We start from the raw sequence: 18,296 nt of genomic DNA, 5'->3' as shown, positions 1-18,296 counted from the left end.
GCTATGACGCCTGCCGCAGTGCGCGTAGACCGCGCAACCCGATGGCCCCGACGACCGTCCCCAAGAGGAAGGAGACGACGGCGAGCGTCAGATGCACCCAGAAGTACGCCGTGGGATCGCCGTCGTCGAACGCGAGTCCGCTGCTGTCCTTGACCAGGTTCTTGACGAAAGTGACCCAGATGACCCAGCTCCACACCCCGAAGGCGAGCAGGAACCAGGAGATGGGGCGGCTGAGCTTCATGGGTTCAGTATCACCGGCGGTTGTCCGGTTCCGTGACCGGGGTGGGGAGGGTGACGGGACTTCCCGTCGTGTGCCAGGTACGTTCTCCGTCGTGCCCGCACCCATGAAGCAGACCGTCAGGCGATCCCTGCTGGTCACCTCCGCGATTCTCGCGTCCCTCGCGCTCACCGCGCCCGCCTCGCTCGCGGCGCCGAGCCCCTCACCGTCCCCGGCGGCGTCCGGCTCGCCGTCCGGATCGGCCTCGCCGTCCGGATCGCCGTCCGCGTCCGCCTCCCCGTCGGTCACTCCCCCGGCCAACATGTCGTCCGTGGGCGGCACGCGGCTCGGGCAGGCCGGGACGCAGGTGGCGATCGCGGGTGGCGCGCCGGTGCTGCCGAAGGACCTCACCGCGCGGTCGTGGATCGTCGCCGACGCCGAGTCGGGGGACGTGCTCGCCGCGCACAACGCGCACTGGCGGCTGCCCCCGGCGAGCACGATGAAGATGCTCTTCGCCGACACCGTGCTGCCGAGGTTCCCCAAGAACACCGTGCACAAGGTCGAGGCGAAGGACCTGGCCGGCATGGGGGCCGGTTCCAGCCTCGTCGGCATAAAGGAGGGCGAGACGTATACGGTCCACGATCTGTGGCTCGGCGTCTTCCTGCGCTCCGGCAACGACGCCGTGCACGTCCTGTCGCAGATGAACGGCGGCATCGCGGAGACCGTCAAGGACATGAACGAGCACGCCGAGGAGCTCCAGGCCCTCGACACGAGCGTCGTCTCCCCGGACGGCTACGACGCCTCCGGCCAGGTCTCCTCCGCGTACGACCTGACGCTGTTCGCCCGCTCGGGACTGCAGAAGCAGGACTTCCGGGAGTACTGCTCGACCGTCACGGCCAAGTTCCCCGGCGAGACGACGAAGAACAAGAAGGGCAAGACGACCCGCGGGACCTTCGAGATCCAGAACACCAACCGGCTGCTCAGCGGCGACTACGACATCTCGCAGTACCCGGGCATCGCGGGCGTCAAGAACGGCAACACCACCAACGCGGGCGCCACCTTCACCGGCGTGGCCGAGCGCAACGGCAAGGTGCTGCTCGTGACGGTCATGAACCCGTCGAAGACCGACCACAACGAGGTCTACAAGGAGACCGCCGCCCTGCTGGACTGGGGTTTCCAGGCGGCCGGCAAGGTGACGCCGGTCGGTGAGCTGGTCGCGCCGAAGGGCGCCGCGCAGGCCAGCGCGCAGCCCGGCGCCAACCCGTCGGCATCCGAGGGGTCCGGGCAGGCGGGCGGCGCCGGGGACGTGTCGGCGAAGCCGGTGGCGGGCTCGGTGACCGAGGACGGCTCGGGCGGCATGTGGATCGCGCTGGCGATCGCCGGCGGCCTGCTGGTGCTGCTCGCGGGCGGCGGGTATCTCGTCAACCGCCGCTGGCCGCTGCCGGACCTGGTACGACGTCGTCTCTGACGTCGATGTCCCGGGGGTTGTCGGGGACGCTGCCCGTCGCCGTCCAGGCCGCGCAGTACAGGACCAGCTTCGAGGTGAAGTTGATCCACAGCAGCAGGGCGATGGGCACGCCGAACGCGCCGTACATGCTCTTGGCGGCCACGCCCTGCATGTAGCCGCTCAGCAGCAGCTTCAGCAGTTCGAAGCCGACGGCGCCGATGAGCGCGGCGACGACGAGGCGGCGGCGCGGGGGTTCGACGCCGGGCAGCAGCGTGAGGACGTACAGCAGGAGCAGGAAGTCGGCGAGGACGGCGACGGAGAACGCGGCGACGCGCAGCAGGACGGTGCCCCAGCCCTCCTTGTCGATGCCGGACTGCTCGGTGATCCAGCCGACCAGCGCCGAGGCGACGGTGGAGATGGCGAGGGTGAGCAGGACGGCGCCGCCGAAGCCGACGAGGACGCCGGTGTCCTTGGCCTTGCGCAGGACGGGGTTCTCGTCGTCGTCGGGCCGCTCCCAGACGGCGCGCAGACAGTCCCGCATCTGGCCGACCCAGCCGATGCCGGTGAGCAGCAGCAGCGCACCGGCGATGAGCCCGATGGCGCCCGCGTTCTGGACCAGGCCGTTGATGTCCAGCTGGTCGGAGATGCCGGGGACCTGGTCGGCGATCTTGTCCTGGAGCTCCTGCTGCCGGGAATCGCTCAGCGTGGCGGCGGCGACGGCGGCGGCCACGGTCAGCAGCGGGAAGAGCGCGACGAAGCTGACGAACGTCATGGCGGCGGCCAGCCGCGTCCACTTCACCCGGTCGAGGCGCTCGTACGACCGCCACGCGTGCGTGGCCATGAGGCGCGCGATCCACGGCCCGATGCCGGGGAGCTTCTTCAGCCAGTCCATGATCCGACTCTGCCCCTGTCCGGAGGAACGACGCGGATATCGCCGAGGCGAATCCCGCGGAACACCAGGGTTCGGGTACCCCGGAATCGCGGGAGGGTGGCCGGTGCGGTGCCACGCGGTCGCGCCGCGCGCGCGTGGCTCACCAGTCGGCCACCGCCAGCCCGTACATGGCAAGCCAGGCCAGGCCGATCAGGGCGAGGGCGCGGTCGCCCAGGACGACCTCCTCGGGCTCGCCCGCGGTGCCCCGGTCGGCGAAGACGGCGTAGCGCAGGACCGCCAGGATGAAGGCGACCACGGACAGCTGGCGCCAGGGCAGCACGCTCGTGTGCGGGACGCCGCCCTCCTCCAGGGCCCACAGGCAGTAGCCGAGCACGGCGACGCCGGCCGCCAGCTGCCAGACGAAGCGCAGGTAGCCGGTGGTGTACTCGGTGAGCAGCACGCGCGTGGCGCCCGCGGTGCCGGCCAGCTGGACGGCCTCGGAGTAGCGCTTGGCGGAGACCATGAACAGCGCCCCGAACCCGGTGGTGATCAGGAACCAGCGGGAGAGCGGGATCCCCAGGGCGAGTCCGCCCGCCATGGCGCGCATCAGGAAGCCGGTCGTGACGACGACCAGGTCGACGACCAGGACGTGCTTCAGGCTGACGCAGTAGGCCAGTTGCATGCCCAGGTAGGCGATGAGGAGCCCCGCGACGGCGGGGGTCGTCACCGAGGCCGCGGCGGCCGGGGCGAGGACCGCGAGGGCGCCCGCGACGCCGTACGCGACGGGCACCGGGACCTGTCCGGCGGCGATCGGGCGGTGCCGCTTGGTGGGGTGGGCGCGGTCGGCGTCGGCGTCACGGGCGTCGTTGATCAGGTAGACGGCGGCGGCGCAGGCGGTGAACAGCGCGAACACGAGGGCGAGTTGGCCGAGTGCGTGCAGGGAGAAGAGCCGGCCGGCCGCGGCGGGGGCGGCGACGACCAGGATGTTCTTGACCCACTGCTTGGGGCGGGTGGTGCGCAGGAGGCCGCCGACGAGGGTGCCGGGGCGGTCGCTCGGGGGCCGGGGAGCCGGCGGGCGGTGCGCGCGCTGCCGGTGGAGCAGTGCCTCAGCCATGGTGGCCCTCTCTCATCCAGCGCGCCCCCAACCGCGCGGTGGCCGCGCCCAGCGCCGCGCCCGCCGCCACGTCGGAGGGGTGGTGGACGCCGACGACCAGGCGGGAGAGGCACATCGCGGCGGCGATCGGCGCGGCGGCGTACGCCCCGAGTGAGCCGTAGGCGACGGCGGCGGCCGTGGCGGAGGTCGCGTGCGAGCTGGGGAAGGAGTGCCGTCCCGCGGTGCGCACGAGGGGTTCGACGTGGGCGGGGCGCGGGCGCCGGACGATGCGTTTCACTCCCATGCTGGCGGCGTGCGCGCCCGCGGTGAGCGCGGTGGCGCGCAGCCAGGAGCCGCGCCGGGAGCCGTCGACGGCGGCTCCCACGACGCCCGCCGCGAGCCACAGGGCGCCGTGCTCGCCCGCCCAGGAGAGGGCGCACGCGACGCGGGCGACGCGTGGGTCCGCGCCCCGGGCGTGGAGCGCCGTGAGGATCCTGTGGTCCAGGTCGTCGAGTTCGTCCATGTGGACTCACTGTTCACGCCTGCACCGTCGGAACTCCGGCAATATTGAGCGACATCCCATTAATCACCCATTTCGGGGAGCCATGCATGTTTCAAAATAAATCGCCCATATAGAGGCGATACGGTCACCAGCATGTCTGCCGAGACCCCTACCGCGACCGCCGCCGAGAACGTCTCCCTCACGGGATGGGGCCGTACCGCTCCCTCCGCCGCGCGCCTGGTCCGCCCCCGGACCTACGCGGAGGCCGTGACGGCCGTGCGGGACTGCGGGCCCCGCGGAGGCATCCCCAGGGGCCTGGGGCGGGCGTACGGGGACGCGGCGCAGAACGCCGGCGGTGCCGTGATCGACCTGACCGGCCTGGACCGGATCCATGTCATCGACGCCGCCGACGGCAGCGTCCTGTGCGACGCGGGGGTCTCCCTGCACCGGCTCATGGAAGTCCTGCTGCCGCTCGGCTGGTTCGTGCCCGTGACCCCCGGCACCCGGTACGTGACCGTGGGCGGCGCGATCGGCGCCGACATCCACGGCAAGAACCACCATGTGTCCGGGTCCTTCACCCGTCATGTGCTGTCCTTCGAACTGCTCACGGCGGACGGCACGATCCGCACGGTGGACCAGGGCACCGACCTGTTCGACGCGACCGCCGGCGGCCTGGGCCTGACCGGCGTCGTCCTGACGGCCAGGATCCGGCTCCAGCCGGTCGGGACGTCCCTGATGTCGGTCGACACCGAGCGGGCCGCCGACCTCGACGACCTGATGGCCCGGCTGACGGCCGGCGACCACCGCCACCGCTACTCGGTCGCGTGGATCGACCTCCTCGCGCGCGGGGCCGCCACCGGACGCGCCGTCCTGACCCGTGGCGAGCACGCGCCCCTGGACGCGCTGCCCGCCCGCGCGCGCAGGGCCCCGCTCGCGTTCCGCCCGCCCCGGCTCCCGGCCGCTCCCGCGTTCCTGCCGAGCGGCCTGCTCACCCGCACGACCGTCGGACTGTTCAACGAGCTCTGGTACCGCGGAGCGCCACGCGCGCGCACCGGCGAACTCCAGAGCCTGTCCGCCTTCTTCCACCCCCTCGACGGCGTCCCGCACTGGAACCGCGTCTACGGCCGCGACGGCTTCGTGCAGTACCAGTTCGTCGTGGGGTACGGCCAGGAGGACACCCTGCGCCGGATCGTGGGGCGCATCTCCGCCCGCCGCTGCCCGTCCTTCCTCGCCGTCCTCAAACGGTTCGGGGACGCCGACCCCGGCTGGCTCTCCTTCCCGCGCCCGGGCTGGACCCTCGCCGTGGACATCCCGGCCGGACTGCCCGGCCTCGGCGCCTTCCTCGACGAGCTGGACGAGGAGGTGGCCACCGCCGGCGGCCGCGTCTACCTCGCCAAGGACTCCCGGCTGCGCCCCGAACTGCTCAGCGCGATGTACCCGCGCCTCGACGACTTCCGCGCGCTGCGCGCGGAGCTGGACCCGCGCGGAGTGTTCGTGTCGGACCTCGCCCGCCGGCTCAACTTCCAGGAGTCACCATGAAGGACGCCTTCGGCCTCCCCCAGTCCCTTCTCGTCCTCGGCGGCACGTCCGGGATCGCGCTGGCCACCGCGCGCCGTCTGATCGCCCGCCGCACCCGCACGGTGTGGCTGGCCGGCCGCCCGTCGCCCGCCCTGGAGTCGGCCGCCGCCGAGCTGCGCACCCTGGGGGCGGACGTGCACACCGTCCCCTTCGACGCGCTCGATCCGGAGTCCCACGAGGCGGTCCTCGGCAAGGTCTTCGCCGAGGGCGACGTCGACGCGGTGCTGCTCGCCTTCGGCGTCCTCGGCGACCAGGCGAACGACGAGCGCGACCCGGCGGCCGCGGTGCGCGTCGCGCAGACCAACTACACGGGGGCGGTGTCGTCGGGGCTGGTCGCCGCGCGCGCCCTGCAGACCCAGGGCCACGGCTCCCTGGTCGTCCTGTCCTCCGTCGCCGGCGAACGGGCCCGCCGCTCGAACTTCATCTACGGCTCCAGCAAGGCGGGCCTCGACGCCTTCGCCCAGGGGCTGGGGGACGCGCTGCACGGCACGGGCGTGCACGTCATGGTCGTACGCCCCGGGTTCGTCCGGACCAAGATGACCGCGGGGCTCGCGGAGGCGCCGCTGGCGACCACCCCGGAGGCGGTCGCCACGGCCGTCGAGCTGGGGCTGCGGCGCCGCTCGGAGACGGTGTGGGTGCCGGGCGTGCTGCGCGTGGTGATGTCGCTGCTGCGCCACGCGCCCCGCGGGCTGTTCCGCAGGCTGCCGGTCTAGAGCCTGCCGGAAGTACCGGGCGGGCCGCTAGCGGGTCGGCAGCGAGCCGCGGTCGACGTGGGCGGCCTGCGGGGGTACGACCGCGCCCCCGAAGGCGTAGTCGCGCAGCTTGCGCCAGACGCCGTCGGCGCCCTGCTCGGCGAGGGCGAAGCCGGTGCAGGACCACGCGGCCTCGTAGTGGGCGAGCTCCTCGAAGGCCCGGTCCATCGCCGCGTCGTCGATGCCGTGCGCGACGGTGACGTGCGGGTGGTAGGGGAACTGGAGCTCGCGGGTCAGCGGCCCGGAGGCGGCCCGGATCCGGTGCTGGAGCCAGGCGCAGGTCTCCGCGCCCTGGACGACCCGCACGTAGACCACCGGCGACATGGGCCGGAAGGTGCCGGTGCCGGACAGCCTCATCGGGAAGGGGCGGCCGGCCGCGGCGACCTCGGTGAGGTGCGCTTCGACGGCCGGCAGCGCGCCCGACCCGACCTCGGTCGGCGGCAGCAGCGTGACGTGCGTGGGGATGCCGTGAGCCGCGGCGTCGCCGAAGCCCAGGCGCCGCTCCTGGAGCAGGCTGCCGTGAGGCTCCGGGACCGCGATCGACACGCCGATCGTTACGGTCCCCACGTCTTCTCCTGTCGTCATGTCGTCATGGCGGGGTGTGGTGCCGGGTTCGTACTCAGTCGTACGGCTATCGACTGTACGGCCACAGCTGTGCTCTGGGCAGGCGCAGGGAAAGTGATGTGCAGCGCTCTGCCCGGAGGAACAGATGTGCGGTGCGCCCGGAGTGCTACCGCGTGCTTCCGAGCGCCGCTCAGTGCTTCGCGGGCAGGAAGCCCACGCGCCCGTACGTCTGGGAGAGGGTCTCCGCGGCGACGGCGCGCGCCTTCTCCGCGCCCTTGGCCAGGATCGAGTCGAGCGTCTCGGGGTCGTCCAGGTACTGCTGGGTGCGGTCCCGGAACGGCGTCACGAAGTCGACGACGACCTCGGCGAGGTCCGTCTTGAGCGCGCCGTAGAGCTTGCCCTCGTACCGCTGCTCCAGCTCGGGGATGCCGGTGCCGGTCAGCGTCGAGTAGATGCCGAGCAGGTTGCTGACGCCGGGCTTGTTCTCGGTGTCGTAGCGGACGACCGTGTCGGTGTCCGTGACCGCGCTCTTGACCTTCTTCGCGGTCGCCTTCGGGTCGTCGAGCAGGTTGATGAGGCCCTTCGGCGTGGACGCCGACTTGCTCATCTTGATCGACGGGTCCTGGAGGTCGTAGATCTTGCCCGTCTCCTTCAGGATGTGCGGCTTCGGGATCGTGAAGGTCTCGCCGAAGCGGCCGTTGAAGCGCTCGGCGAGGTCGCGGGTCAGCTCGATGTGCTGGCGCTGGTCCTCACCGACCGGGACCTCGTCGGCCTGGTACAGCAGGATGTCCGCGACCTGGAGGATCGGGTACGTGAACAGGCCCACGGAGGCGCGGTCGGCGCCCTGCCTGGCGGACTTGTCCTTGAACTGGGTCATCCGGCTCGCCTCGCCGAACCCGGTGAGGCAGTTCATGACCCAGGCGAGCTGGGCGTGCTCGGGGACGTGGCTCTGGACGAACAGCGTGCAGCGGTCCGGGTCGAGACCGGCCGCGAGCAGCTGGGCGGCGGCCAGCCGCGTGTTCGCGCTGAGCTCCTTCGGGTCCTGCGGGACCGTGATCGCGTGCAGGTCGACGACCATGTAGAACGCGTCGTGGGTCTCCTGGAGGGCCACCCACTGGCGGACGGCGCCGAGGTAGTTGCCGAGGTGGAACGAGCCTGCGGTGGGCTGGATTCCGGAGAGCACGCGGGGTCGGTCAGAGGCCATGCTCATCATTGTCTCAGAGCGCGGAGACCGCCCGGAACGGGTCCCGGGCGGCCATGGGGGCCGCCCGGGGCGCCGCCGGGGTCAGCCGAGGTCGATCTCCGGGTACAGCGGGAAGCCCGCCACCAGGTCGGTCGCCCGCCGGGAGATCTCGTCCGCGACCTTCGCGTCCAGGACGTGGGCGGCCTTCGAGGGGGCGCCCGACTTCGTCGTGCCCGGCTCCGTCGTGGTGAGGACCCGGTCGATCAGGGACGCCACCTCGTCCATCTCGGCCGTCCCGAGACCCCTCGTCGTCAGCGCCGGCGTGCCGATGCGGATGCCGGAGGTGTACCAGGCGCCGTTCGGGTCGGCGGGGATGGCGTTGCGGTTGGTGACGATGCCCGAGTCGAGCAGCGCCGCCTCGGCCTGGCGGCCGGTGAGGCCGTAGGAGGAGGCGACGTCGATCAGGTTCAGGTGGTTGTCCGTGCCGCCGGTCACCAGGGTCGCGCCGCGCCGTGTCAGGCCCTCGGCGAGGGCGCGGGAGTTGTCGACGATGCGCTGGGCGTAGTCCTGGAAGGACGGCTGCCGGGCCTCCGCCAGAGCGACGGCCTTGGCGGCCATGACGTGCGGGAGCGGGCCGCCGAGGACCATCGGGCAGCCGCGGTCGACCTGGTCCTTGAGCGAGTCGTCGCACAGAACCATGCCGCCGCGCGGGCCGCGCAGCGACTTGTGGGTGGTGGTCGTCACGATCTGGGCGTGCGGGACCGGGTCGAAGTCGCCGGTCAGGACCTTGCCCGCGACCAGGCCGGCGAAGTGGGCCATGTCGACCATGAGGGTCGCGCCGACCTCGTCGGCGATCTCGCGCATGATCCGGAAGTTCACCAGACGGGGGTACGCGGAGTAGCCCGCGACGATGATCAGCGGCTTGAAGTCGCGGGCCGAGGCGCGCAGGGCCTCGTAGTCGATCAGGCCGGTGGCCGGGTCGGTGCCGTAGGAGCGCTGGTCGAACATCTTGCCGGAGATGTTCGGGCGGAAGCCATGGGTGAGGTGACCGCCCGCGTCCAGGGACATGCCGAGCATGCGCTGGTTGCCGAAGGCCTGGCGGAGCTCGGCCCAGTCGGCCTCGGAGAGGTCGTTGACCTGGCGGACGCCGGTCTTCTGGAGGAAGGGGACCTCCACGCGGTCGGCGAGGACGGACCAGAAGGCGACGAGGTTGGCGTCGATGCCGGAGTGCGGCTGGACGTAGGCGTGGCGGGCGCCGAAGAGCTCGCGGGCGTGCTCGACGGCCAGCGCCTCGACGGTGTCGACGTTGCGGCAGCCGGCGTAGAAGCGGCGGCCGATGGTGCCCTCGGCGTACTTGTCGCTGAACCAGTTGCCCATCGCGAGGAGGGTGGCCGGGGAGGCGTAGTTCTCCGAGGCGATCAGCTTGAGCATCTCGCGCTGGTCGTGGACCTCCTGGCCGATGGCGTCGGCGACGCGCGGCTCGACGGCGCGGATCACGTCGAGTGCGGCACGGAAGGCGGTGGACTCGGTGGAGAGGGACTGCTGCTCGGACATGTCGTCGGCCTCCGGGGGCGTGGCGTGCGGTCACGGTGCTCGGTCTGGCCCAGGCGCACGGCACTCTTGTCGCTCACAGGCCGCTCCCCGATGGTCCGTCCCATCCCAGCGCGCCAGTCACGGCCCGCTCGCCAGCCTACCGGCCACGTCCGAATCCCAAGGTCCGGCGTCCACCATGCGAGCGACGTCGGACCCGCGCAGGACCACACCTCCAGCGGATCCGGAGCGCCCCCCCCGGATCAGGGGGGGCGGGGATCCGGGGTCTCGAAAGGGCCCGGAGGCCCGGCGGTCTGGCGGTCTGGCGGTCTGGAGGTCTGGAGGTCTGGACGCCCGGAGGTCTAGAGGATCACGTGGGGCAGGAAGCGGGCGTACTCGTCCGTGATCAGGCCGGAGGACTCGCGGATGCCGAGGCCGGCCGACTCGTCCTCCACCATCCACGCGCCGAGGACGACGTGGTTGCCGTCGAACGCGGGGAGGGGCGCCAACTGCTGGTAGCAGCAGGCCTCGTCAGTGCGCGGGGCGGGATCGCCGCCCGGCTCGTGCAGGGTGACGCCGGCGCCCTCGCGGCCCAGCAGCGGCTTGGCCGCGTAGCCGGTGGTGGTCGCCAGCTCGCGGGGGCCGTCGAGGTAGGCGGGGAGGAGGTTGGGGTGCCCGGGGTACAGCTCCCACAGGACGGCCAGCAGCGCCTTGTTGCTGAGGAGCATCTTCCAGGCCGGCTCGATCCACAACGTCGTGCCGGTGCCGCCGCCGTTGTCGAGGGTGTCGAGGACATGGCCGGCGAAGCGGTCGCTGGTCAGCCACTCCCAGGGGTAGAGCTTGAAGCAGCTGCGGATGAAGCGGAGTTGCCGGTCGACGAAGCGGCCGGACAGCGGGTCCCAGCCGATCTCCTCCATGGAGATCCAGTCGGTGTCCAGGCCGGCCTGCTCGGCGGTCTCCTTGAGGTAGGCGACCGTCATGAGGTCCTCGCCCAGCTCGTCCTGCGAGGAGTGCGCGAAGAAGAGCGGGCTGCCGGGCGGGAGCAGGGGGGCCTGCTTCTTCCAGGCGGCGATCAGGCGTTCGTGGAGGGAGTTCCACTGGTCGGCGCCGGGGAATCGTTCCTCCATCCAGAACCACTGGGGGGAGGCCGCCTCCACGAGCGAGGTGGGGGTGTCGGCGTTGTACTCCAGGAGTTTCGCCGGTCCCGTGCCGTCGTAGCGGAGGTCGAAACGACCGTAGACGGACGGTAGTTCATCGCGCCGGCGCCAGGCCTCGGCGACCGCCGCCGCGATCCGCGGGTCGGTGATGCCGAGGTCGGCGAGACGGTCGGACTCGACGAGGTGGGCGGCCGCCGCCAGGCACATGGTGTGCAGTTCCTCGACGGTCCCCTCCAGCGCCTCGACCTCGTCGAGGGTGAAGACGTAGTAGGCGCTCTCGTCCCAGTAGGGGCGCAGGCCGCCGTCGGGGTGACGGGTGAGGGGGTAGACGAGACCCTGTTCCTCGACGGTCCGCTGCCAGTCGGGGCGGGGTTCGATGCTGTGACGTCGCACGGTGCCGGTGTCCTGTTCAGCCGCTCGGGCGCTCAGCCGCCGGAGCTGCCCTTGCCGGAGCTGCCCTTGCCGACACCGCTGCCGCTGTCGCTGTCGCCGCCGAAGCCGTTCCGGTCGACTCCGCCGCCGCCACTGCTGCCGCTGCTGCTGCCTCCGCTGCTGCTGCTCGAGCCGGTCGAGCCGCTGGACCCCTTGCCCGGCTTGGTGAAGGAGCCGCCGTCGACCCAGGAGCCCTTCTTGTCGCCGCCGTAGTACCAGGCGTCGTCCGTGGCGGCCGTGGCGGACTTGCCCGCCTTGCCGGACGTGCCGGACGTGGACTTGCAGTTCTTGTCGGCGACGACCTTGTAGCCCTTGGTGAGGTTGTAGCTGTCGCGGTCGACGCAGCGCTTGTCGGGCTCGGAGGAGCAGGCGGACAGGGCCGCCGCGAGCACTCCCATGCCGCCGAGCACGACCGTGCCCGAGCGAAGTCTCCGACGCGCGTCCGCCATGTTCCGTCTCCCCGTTCGCCGCATCGCCCCTACGACGATTTCCGGCCGTCAGCCTAGACACCGTGCCGGGAGCGGCCGAAGGCGGCCCGCCCACGAGCCGTTCCCCTACAGTCCTTTCGTGCTCTTCGGAATGGTGTGCGCCCTCGGCGCGGCGGTCTGCTTCGGTACGGCGACGGTGCTTCAGGCGATGGCGGCGCGGGCGGCCGCCGGCGGAAGCGGCGGGGACGCGGCGCTGCTGCTGCGGGCGGTGCGGCAGTGGCGCTATCTGGCGGGCCTCGGGCTGGACGGGCTGGGGTTCGTGTTCCAGATCGCCGCGCTGCGCTCGGTGCCGATCTACGCCGTGGGGGCGGCCCTCGCCGCCAGCCTGGCGGTGACGGCGGTGGTCGCGGCGCGGCTGCTGAGGGTACGGCTGAGCCGGACCGAGTGGGCCGCGGTGGGGGTGGTGTGCGCGGGACTGGCGATGCTGGGAGTGGCGGCGGGGACGGAGGGCGAGGAGAGCGGGCCGCCGGCGTTGCCGTGGGTGATGCTCGGCGCGGCGGCCGGGGTGCTGTTGCTGGGGCTGGCCGGAAGGCGGCTGACCGGACGCGGACGGGCGCTGGTGCTGGGGCTCGGGGCCGGTTTCGGGTTCGGGGTGGTCGAGGTGGCGGTGCGGTTGATCGACTCGCTCGACCCGGCGGAGCTGCTCACCGACCCGGCGCTGTACGCCCTGCTGCTGGGGGGCGGCGCCGCGTTCCTGCTGCTGACGACGGCTCTCCAGCGGGGGTCGGTGACGACGGCCACGGCCGGGATAGTGATCGGCGAGACGATCGGCCCCGCGCTGGTGGGCGTGGTGTGGCTGGGCGACCGCACCCGGGAGGGGCTCGGCTGGCTGGCCGTGCTCGGTTTCGCGGTCGCGGTGGCGGGGGCGCTGGCGCTGGCCCGGTTCGGTGAGGCGCCCGAAACGGCACCGCCGGCGGGGTCGGCATCGGAGCCGGCGCCGGAGCCGCCGGTCAGGCCATCGTCGCCGTGATGCCGTCCCACAGGCGGATCCTCGCCTCCAGCGCGAGGATGGCCGTCTCGACGGCCTCCTGCCAGCGCGTGTCGTCCGTGCCGCAGAGGTCGGCGACCATCTGCATGGCCATGGGGGTGTGCTCCTCGCCGTCCACCTCGATGTGGCGGGCCAGGTAGTCACGGAAGAGCGGGAGCCGGTCGGTGCCCTCCTTCTCGATGACCTGGTCGAACATGTCCGGGATGAGGTCCTCCCGGGAGAAGGCGAAGGCGGCGGCCCGGCAGTGCAGCGGCCGGTCGGCGATGATCTGGAAGGTCGTGCGCACGAACTCGGCCGCGGGGGCGGGGACCTGGGCGACCCGCAGCGCCGACGGCACGTCGTGGCCCTCGGCGATCAGCGCGATGAAGGTGTCGATCCGGGCCGTGGGGGCGCCCGCCTCGTCCATGCCCGCGCGGTACAGCTCGAAGTGGCTGGTGAAGCCGCCGTTCAGCTCGTCGCTCTCCTCGACGAGGACGATGTCGTTGATGAGCCGCCGGCTGACCGCGGAGCCGCGCGGCACCCAGGGGACGTCGACGCAGGTGAGGTCCCGCTGGAGCGACTTGAGCAGGGACATGAAGTCCCAGACCGCGAACACGTGGTGCGTCATGAAGACCGCCAGGTCCGCACGGCTGCTCATCCGCTGATAGATCGGGTGGGCGGTCACTTCCTTTCGGATCGGTTCTATTGCGGAACGAGCCTGTTCGATTCCCTCGTGAGTGAGGCTCCAGTCGTACCTGGACATGGTTCTCCTTCGATCAGGAAATTCGCCGGAGGCTCGATCGTGCACTTCTCTCGACTTACCGGCAAGCGCTTCCAGGAATCCCGGAAAGGTTACCGACAGTACCGTTCGACAGAAGGACTCAAGACCGCTGAAAAGACGATGAAAAGCCGCGTTCCGGACAGGACGAGACAGTTGTAGAAGTTTGAAGAACCTGTGAACGCAAGCGCTCTCTGCTGCGTACTCGACGGTGTGACCAGTAATCCCGTCACCGTCACCTCCGCATATCGCGTGGTGCCGGGCCGCGAGGCCGACTTCCACTCCTGGGGGTGGGCCATGCTGGGCGCGAGCGCACGGCAACCCGGCTTCCTGGGGGGCGGTGTACTTGTCGATGGAGAGGCGGAGTGGCATGTGGTCTATCGCTTCGCGACCGAAGGCACGGCGCGGGCCTGGGAGGACTCGGCCGCCAGGGTGGAGTGGGACGAGCGGGCGCTGGGCATCGCCCGGCAGACGGACCGCAGAAGCGTGCGCGGCTCCAAGGCCTGGTTCGACTCCCAGACCCCCGCACCCAGGGCGCCGGCCCCGCCGTCGAAATGGAAGTTATGGTTTGTGAATATGAGCGCGGTTTTCCCGCCCGTGCTCCTCTTTAATCTGATCGCGCTTCCCTATCTCGGTGGCCTCAATCCGTTCATTCGCACACTGCTGCTCTGCCTGTGCGTGACGGCCCTTGTCACCTGGATTCTCATGCCACGCCTTCAGCGTTTCTTCAAGAAATGGCTGTATCCACCGCTCCAAGCGCTTCGTGGACGGCATAAACGACGGACCGCGTAGCACCCGAGAACGACCCCGAGGAGGTGGGCGGGTGAAGACCCTGCTCATCGACAATTACGACTCGTACACGTACAACCTGTTCCAACTGATCGCCGAGGTCAACGGCGAGGAACCGGTGGTGATCCTCAATGACGCCGCCGCGGACGCCGTTCCCGATATCGCCGCCTTCGACAACGTGGTGGTGTCGCCCGGACCCGGGCATCCGTCGAAGAAGCGTGACTTCGGCATCAGCGCGAGAGTGCTCGCCGAGTCCCCGGTGCCGGTGCTCGGGGTCTGCCTCGGCCACCAGGGCATCGCGCACGGGGAGGGCGGCCGGGTGGCGCCCGCCCCGGAGCCGCGGCACGGGCATCTGTCGGCCGTCCGCCACGACGGACGGGACCTGTTCCAGGGTCTGCCGCAGAACTTCACCGCCGTCCGCTACCACTCGCTGTCCGTACGCGAGCCGCTGCCCGCCTCCCTGGAGGCCACCGCCTGGGCGGAGGACGGCGTCCTGATGGGGCTGCGGCACCGCGAACGGCCCCTGTGGGGCGTGCAGTTCCACCCGGAGTCGGTGCTCACCGAGTACGGCCACCGGATGCTCGTGAACTTCCGGAACCTGACGGCCGAGCGGGCCCGCAAGACGCGTACGAAGAACACCGCGGTCACCCCGGACGCGGCGGCGATGCCGAGCCCCAGGACGACCGTCCCCCACCCGCGCCGTGCCGACCGGCCCGTCCATCGGCTGCACACCCGCCGCATCGCCGAGGCGATCGACGCGGAGGCCGCCTTCACCCGGCTGTACGCCGACTCGCCGCGGGCGTTCTGGCTGGACAGCTCCCGGGTCGAGCGGGGACTCTCCCGCTTCTCCTTCTTCGGCGACGACAGCGGTCCGCTCGCCGAGTTCGTCCGGTACGACGTCGAGGCCGGCCGCTGCGAGATCGAGCGGGCGGGGCGGCCGACGCGCAAGGTCCGGGCGAGCGTCTTCGACTATCTCAAGCGGCAGCTGGCGAACCGTCGGGTCGACGCCACCGGGCTCCCCTTCGACTTCACCGGCGGCTATGTCGGCTACTTCGGCTACGAGACGAAGGCCGACTGCGGCTCCCCGAACCGGCATCGCTCCACCACCCCGGACGCCTGCTGGCTGTTCGCCGACCGGCTGATCGCGGTGGACCACGAGAAGGGCTTCACCTACGCGGTCTGTCTGGCGGAGGACACCCCGCACGCCACCCACGAGGCCACCGACTGGCTCGAGACCACGCTGGCCCGGCTCACCTCACTGCCCGCCGAGACCCCGGCGGACCGCCCGGCAGACCGTGCCGTCGGTGCCGCCGGTGGCGTCGAGGCGGTCGGTGCCGCCGGTGCCCTCGCGGTGAGCGGGGCGGGGCTCGGGAGCGGTGAGGCGGGCGTGGGTGAGGTCGAGCCCTGGCTGGTGCGGGACCGGGCGACGTACCTCGCGGACATCGCGGCCTGCCGGCGCGAGCTCGCCGCGGGCACCAGTTACGAGATCTGTCTGACCGACGCCGCCGTCCTACCCGCTCCGGACGACGCCTACGGCTTCTACCGGGTGCTGCGCCGCGTCAACCCCGCGCCGTACGCGGCCTTCCTGAAGTTCGGCGACCTCGACGTGGCCGGCTCCTCGCCCGAACGCTTCCTGCGGATCACCCGGGACGGCGTCGCCGAGGCCAAGCCCGTCAAGGGGACCGCGCCGCGCGGTGCCGGTCCGCTGGAGGACGCCCGGCTCAGGGACGAGCTGGCGGCGGACGCCAAGACCCGCGCCGAGAACCTGATGATCGTCGACCTGCTCCGCAACGATCTGGGGCGGGTCTGCCGGACCGGGACCGTGCGGGTCTCCCGGCTCATGGCCACCGAGACGTACGCCACCGTGCACCAGCTCGTCTCCACCGTCGAGGGCCGGCTGCGCGCGGGCACCGACGCGGTGGACTGCGTACGCGCCTGCTTCCCCGGCGGGTCGATGACGGGGGCGCCGAAGCAGCGCACGCTGGAGATCATCGACGGTCTCGAGACGGAGGCGCGGGGCGTGTACGCGGGCGCCCTCGGCTATCTGGGGTGCAGCGGCGGCGCGGACCTGAACATCGTCATCCGCACGGCCGTCCTGGCCGACGGTCTGCTGCGGATGGGGGCCGGGGGCGCGATCGTCCTGGACTCCGATCCGGTCGCGGAGTACGACGAGATGCTGCTGAAGACGGCCGCGCAGATGCGGGCCCTGCGGGAGCACGGCGCGGCGCCGACCCGGGCGCCCGGAGCGCCGGGGCGGGCGGGCGCGGGCCGCTCCCGGGGCACGCCCCCCGCACCCGGCCCGGCCACCGCGAAGGGCGCCGCCCGATGACCACGTCACAGCCCACGACGGCTTCGCAGCCCACGACGAGGTCGCCCGGTGGTTCCGGGGGCCGGGGGGTCGGTGCAGGCGCCGGTGTCGGCGTCGGTGTCGGTGTCGGCAACCTCGCCGCGGATCTCGCCTCGCTCGCCGAGCGGCGTGGGTGGGGTGGGCGGCCCGCGTTTCATCAGGGGCACCAGGTGTGGACCCACGGTGAGGCGCATGACCTGGGGGCGCGGGCCGCCGGGGTGCTCGCGGGGCACGGGGTGCGGGCCGGGGACCGGGTGCTGCTGGCGCTGCCCGACGGGATCGCGTGGGTCGCGGCCTTCCTCGGCGTCGCCCGGCTCGGGGCCGTGGCCGTCCTGGTCAATCCCGAACTGCCCGCGGCCGAGCACGCGTTCATGGCCGAGGACGTCGACGCCGCGCTGTGCGTGACGGGGCCGGCTCTCGAGGACCGTTTCGCCGACCGGGCGCGCCTGGGCTCCGACCAGCTCCTCGCGCTCGCGCCCGCCGCCGAGCCGGCCGCCGCCCACCCGGTGGACGCGCGGACACCGCTGTACGTGCAGTACACCTCCGGCACCACGGGCCGCCCCAAGGGCGTCGTGCACACGCACGGCGATCCGGGGACGTACCACGAGCTCATCGGCCGGCGGCTGCTCGGAATCACCGAGGAGGACGTCACCTTGTCGGTGTCCAAGCTGTACTTCGCGTACGGCTTCGGCAACGCCTTCGTCTTCCCGCTCTTCTCCGGCTCCAGCGCCGTCCTGGTGGACCGGCGTCCGACACCCGCCGCCGTCGACGAACTCGTCGCCCGGCACCGGGTGAGCCTGCTCTACTCCGTGCCGTCGGCGTACGCGGCGCTGGTCGCCGACCGGGGCGGCGGTCACACGGCCTGCTTCGCCTCGGTGCGCGTCGCGGTGTCGGCCGGCGAGGGCCTGCCGGACGGGCTCGGCGGACAGATCACCGAGCTGCTCGGCGCGCCGGTGCTGGAGCAGATCGGTTCGACCGAGGCCGGTCACGCCTTCTGTGCCAACAGTCTCGGCCACGACCGTCCGGGCACCGTGGGGCGTCCCGTGCCGGGGTTCGAGGTGGAGCTGCGCGACCGTGCCGGGCGGCCCGTGCCGGACGGTGCGGAGGGGGAGCTGTGGGTGCGCGGGCCGACGGTGACGCCCGGGTATCTGAACCGGCCCGAGGAGACGCGGCGCACGCTGGTCGGCGGCTGGCTGGCCACCCACGACCGGGCGCGCCGCGAACCGGACGGCTCCTACCGCCACCTGGGCCGCACCGACGACATGGAGATGGTCGGCGGGATCACCGTCTCCCCGCTGGAGGTGGAGGCCGCTCTGCGCGCCCACCCGGCGGTCCGCGAGGTCGCGGTCGCCGCCGTCCCGGACGGCCGGGGCCGCACCCGCCTGCGCGCCTTCGTCGTCCCCACGGCCCCCACAGCCCCCACCGCCTCCCCCGCCGGCCCCACCGGTCTGGCGCGGCTGGAGGACGAGCTCGTCGCGCTCGCGCGGGAGCGGCTCGCCGCGTTCAAGGTGCCGCGCAGTGTCAGCTTCGTCGCGTCGCTGCCCCGTACTCCCACCGGAAAGCTCCGCCGCCACCTGGTGCGCCAGGGGGCGTGGTGACCG

The 18,296-nt window shown here is 72.1% G+C and carries 17 protein-coding genes and 1 riboswitch; of the genes, 7 read left to right on the top strand and 10 right to left on the bottom strand.

Going from position 1 to position 18,296, the window contains the following annotated elements; genetic code table 11:
* Position 1: 1 nt before the first annotated feature.
* Positions 2-241, bottom strand: a complete 240-nt coding sequence (locus ACIRPU_RS22540; RefSeq protein ID WP_355710194.1) for an SCO4848 family membrane protein — start codon at positions 239-241, stop codon at positions 2-4.
* On the opposite strand from ACIRPU_RS22540, the gene ACIRPU_RS22535 reads away from it, so the two are divergent.
* Complete coding sequence (locus tag ACIRPU_RS22535; RefSeq protein WP_403869952.1) at positions 180-1,685, top strand: D-alanyl-D-alanine carboxypeptidase; 1,506 nt, start codon at positions 180-182, stop codon at positions 1,683-1,685. The genes ACIRPU_RS22540 and ACIRPU_RS22535 overlap by 62 nt on opposite strands.
* Here the strand turns inward: ACIRPU_RS22535 and ACIRPU_RS22530 are convergent.
* The 3 genes from ACIRPU_RS22530 to ACIRPU_RS22520 form a co-directional block, all read right to left on the bottom strand.
* On the bottom strand, positions 1,639-2,556 hold the full coding sequence (locus ACIRPU_RS22530) for a YihY/virulence factor BrkB family protein (protein ID WP_403869949.1): 918 nt from the start codon (positions 2,554-2,556) through the stop codon (positions 1,639-1,641). The two genes, ACIRPU_RS22535 and ACIRPU_RS22530, sit on opposite strands and share 47 nt — an antisense overlap.
* A 139-nt stretch (positions 2,557-2,695) precedes the next feature.
* Entirely contained in the window at positions 2,696-3,649 is a 954-nt protein-coding gene (locus ACIRPU_RS22525) for a decaprenyl-phosphate phosphoribosyltransferase (RefSeq protein WP_403869946.1), read from the bottom strand.
* The gene (locus ACIRPU_RS22520; RefSeq protein ID WP_403869944.1) at positions 3,642-4,151 is read right to left on the bottom strand and encodes a phosphatase PAP2 family protein; all 510 of its coding nucleotides are present in this window, start codon (positions 4,149-4,151) and stop codon (positions 3,642-3,644) included. Before ACIRPU_RS22520 ends, ACIRPU_RS22525 begins: the two co-directional genes overlap by 8 nt.
* Positions 4,152-4,283: 132 nt before the next feature.
* Here ACIRPU_RS22520 and ACIRPU_RS22515 point away from each other — a divergent pair, with 132 nt between their 5' ends.
* Positions 4,284-5,669: an FAD-binding protein gene (locus ACIRPU_RS22515; RefSeq protein ID WP_403869941.1), complete on the top strand. Its 1,386-nt coding sequence runs from the start codon at positions 4,284-4,286 to the stop codon at positions 5,667-5,669.
* A complete protein-coding gene (locus ACIRPU_RS22510; protein WP_403869938.1) occupies positions 5,666-6,421 on the top strand; it encodes a decaprenylphospho-beta-D-erythro-pentofuranosid-2-ulose 2-reductase in 756 nt (251 codons plus the stop codon). Before ACIRPU_RS22515 ends, ACIRPU_RS22510 begins: the two co-directional genes overlap by 4 nt.
* Before the next feature lie 27 nt (positions 6,422-6,448).
* Here the strand turns inward: ACIRPU_RS22510 and ACIRPU_RS22505 are convergent, their stop codons facing one another.
* The 5 genes from ACIRPU_RS22505 to ACIRPU_RS22485 all read right to left on the bottom strand — a co-directional run bounded on the left by ACIRPU_RS22505 (position 6,449) and on the right by ACIRPU_RS22485 (position 11,775).
* Entirely contained in the window at positions 6,449-7,027 is a 579-nt protein-coding gene (locus tag ACIRPU_RS22505; protein WP_403869935.1) for a 2'-5' RNA ligase family protein, read from the bottom strand.
* Positions 7,028-7,214: 187 nt separating this feature from the next.
* Complete coding sequence (gene trpS / locus ACIRPU_RS22500; RefSeq protein ID WP_385559841.1) at positions 7,215-8,228, bottom strand: tryptophan--tRNA ligase; 1,014 nt, start codon at positions 8,226-8,228, stop codon at positions 7,215-7,217.
* Positions 8,229-8,309: 81 nt separating this feature from the next.
* Positions 8,310-9,761, bottom strand: coding sequence for a glycine hydroxymethyltransferase (locus ACIRPU_RS22495; protein WP_403869932.1), 1,452 nt, complete (start codon positions 9,759-9,761; stop codon positions 8,310-8,312).
* Between the two features lie 40 nt (positions 9,762-9,801).
* Positions 9,802-9,892, bottom strand: a riboswitch (ZMP/ZTP riboswitch).
* Between the two features lie 207 nt (positions 9,893-10,099).
* A complete protein-coding gene (locus ACIRPU_RS22490; RefSeq protein ID WP_403869929.1) occupies positions 10,100-11,287 on the bottom strand; it encodes a glutathionylspermidine synthase family protein in 1,188 nt (395 codons plus the stop codon).
* Positions 11,288-11,319: 32 nt separating this feature from the next.
* A complete protein-coding gene (locus ACIRPU_RS22485; RefSeq protein WP_403869927.1) occupies positions 11,320-11,775 on the bottom strand; it encodes a hypothetical protein in 456 nt (151 codons plus the stop codon).
* A gap of 130 nt (positions 11,776-11,905) precedes the next feature.
* Here ACIRPU_RS22485 and ACIRPU_RS22480 point away from each other — a divergent pair, with 130 nt between their 5' ends.
* Entirely contained in the window at positions 11,906-12,784 is an 879-nt protein-coding gene (locus ACIRPU_RS22480; protein WP_403870120.1) for a DMT family transporter, read from the top strand.
* Here ACIRPU_RS22480 and ACIRPU_RS22475 read toward each other — a convergent pair.
* The gene (locus ACIRPU_RS22475; protein WP_403869924.1) at positions 12,765-13,544 is read right to left on the bottom strand and encodes a DUF3050 domain-containing protein; all 780 of its coding nucleotides are present in this window, start codon (positions 13,542-13,544) and stop codon (positions 12,765-12,767) included. The two genes, ACIRPU_RS22480 and ACIRPU_RS22475, sit on opposite strands and share 20 nt — an antisense overlap.
* 228 nt (positions 13,545-13,772) lie before the next feature.
* Between ACIRPU_RS22475 and ACIRPU_RS22470 the strand changes: the two genes are divergently transcribed.
* The 3 genes from ACIRPU_RS22470 to ACIRPU_RS22460 are packed head-to-tail and all read left to right on the top strand — an operon-like array spanning position 13,773 to position 18,293.
* Positions 13,773-14,351, top strand: a complete 579-nt coding sequence (locus ACIRPU_RS22470) for a hypothetical protein (protein ID WP_403869921.1) — start codon at positions 13,773-13,775, stop codon at positions 14,349-14,351.
* A gap of 31 nt (positions 14,352-14,382) precedes the next feature.
* Positions 14,383-16,677, top strand: coding sequence for a chorismate-binding protein (locus tag ACIRPU_RS22465; RefSeq protein WP_403869918.1), 2,295 nt, complete (start codon positions 14,383-14,385; stop codon positions 16,675-16,677).
* Positions 16,674-18,293 carry a benzoate-CoA ligase family protein gene (locus tag ACIRPU_RS22460; RefSeq protein ID WP_403869915.1) on the top strand — a complete coding sequence of 540 codons (1,620 nt, stop codon included), beginning with the start codon at positions 16,674-16,676 and terminating at the stop codon, positions 18,291-18,293. Before ACIRPU_RS22465 ends, ACIRPU_RS22460 begins: the two co-directional genes overlap by 4 nt.
* Positions 18,294-18,296: the final 3 nt, after the last annotated feature.

Origin of the sequence: Streptomyces sp. NPDC102259 (genome assembly GCF_044766465.1) — a bacterium.
In the GTDB taxonomy this organism is placed as follows: Bacteria; Actinomycetota; Actinomycetes; order Streptomycetales; family Streptomycetaceae; genus Streptomyces.
Note: the sequence above shows the minus strand (reverse complement) of the source record. Positions and strands in the feature narration are given on the sequence as shown.

Excerpts from the sequence above, each read along its gene's own strand:
- ACIRPU_RS22460 (WP_403869915.1), top strand. The coding sequence starts at position 16,674 with ATGACCACGTCACAGCCCACGACGGCTTCGCAGCCCACGACGAGGTCG.
- ACIRPU_RS22475 (WP_403869924.1), bottom strand. The coding sequence starts at position 13,544 with ATGTCCAGGTACGACTGGAGCCTCACTCACGAGGGAATCGAACAGGCT.
- ACIRPU_RS22485 (WP_403869927.1), bottom strand. The coding sequence starts at position 11,775 with ATGGCGGACGCGCGTCGGAGACTTCGCTCGGGCACGGTCGTGCTCGGC.
- ACIRPU_RS22530 (WP_403869949.1), bottom strand. The coding sequence starts at position 2,556 with ATGGACTGGCTGAAGAAGCTCCCCGGCATCGGGCCGTGGATCGCGCGC.
- ACIRPU_RS22480 (WP_403870120.1), top strand. The coding sequence starts at position 11,906 with ATGGTGTGCGCCCTCGGCGCGGCGGTCTGCTTCGGTACGGCGACGGTG.
- ACIRPU_RS22520 (WP_403869944.1), bottom strand. The coding sequence starts at position 4,151 with ATGGACGAACTCGACGACCTGGACCACAGGATCCTCACGGCGCTCCAC.
- ACIRPU_RS22540 (WP_355710194.1), bottom strand. The coding sequence starts at position 241 with ATGAAGCTCAGCCGCCCCATCTCCTGGTTCCTGCTCGCCTTCGGGGTG.
- trpS (WP_385559841.1), bottom strand. The coding sequence starts at position 8,228 with ATGGCCTCTGACCGACCCCGCGTGCTCTCCGGAATCCAGCCCACCGCA.
- ACIRPU_RS22535 (WP_403869952.1), top strand. The coding sequence starts at position 180 with ATGACCCAGCTCCACACCCCGAAGGCGAGCAGGAACCAGGAGATGGGG.
- ACIRPU_RS22515 (WP_403869941.1), top strand. The coding sequence starts at position 4,284 with ATGTCTGCCGAGACCCCTACCGCGACCGCCGCCGAGAACGTCTCCCTC.
- ACIRPU_RS22525 (WP_403869946.1), bottom strand. The coding sequence starts at position 3,649 with ATGGCTGAGGCACTGCTCCACCGGCAGCGCGCGCACCGCCCGCCGGCT.
- ACIRPU_RS22510 (WP_403869938.1), top strand. The coding sequence starts at position 5,666 with ATGAAGGACGCCTTCGGCCTCCCCCAGTCCCTTCTCGTCCTCGGCGGC.
- ACIRPU_RS22495 (WP_403869932.1), bottom strand. The coding sequence starts at position 9,761 with ATGTCCGAGCAGCAGTCCCTCTCCACCGAGTCCACCGCCTTCCGTGCC.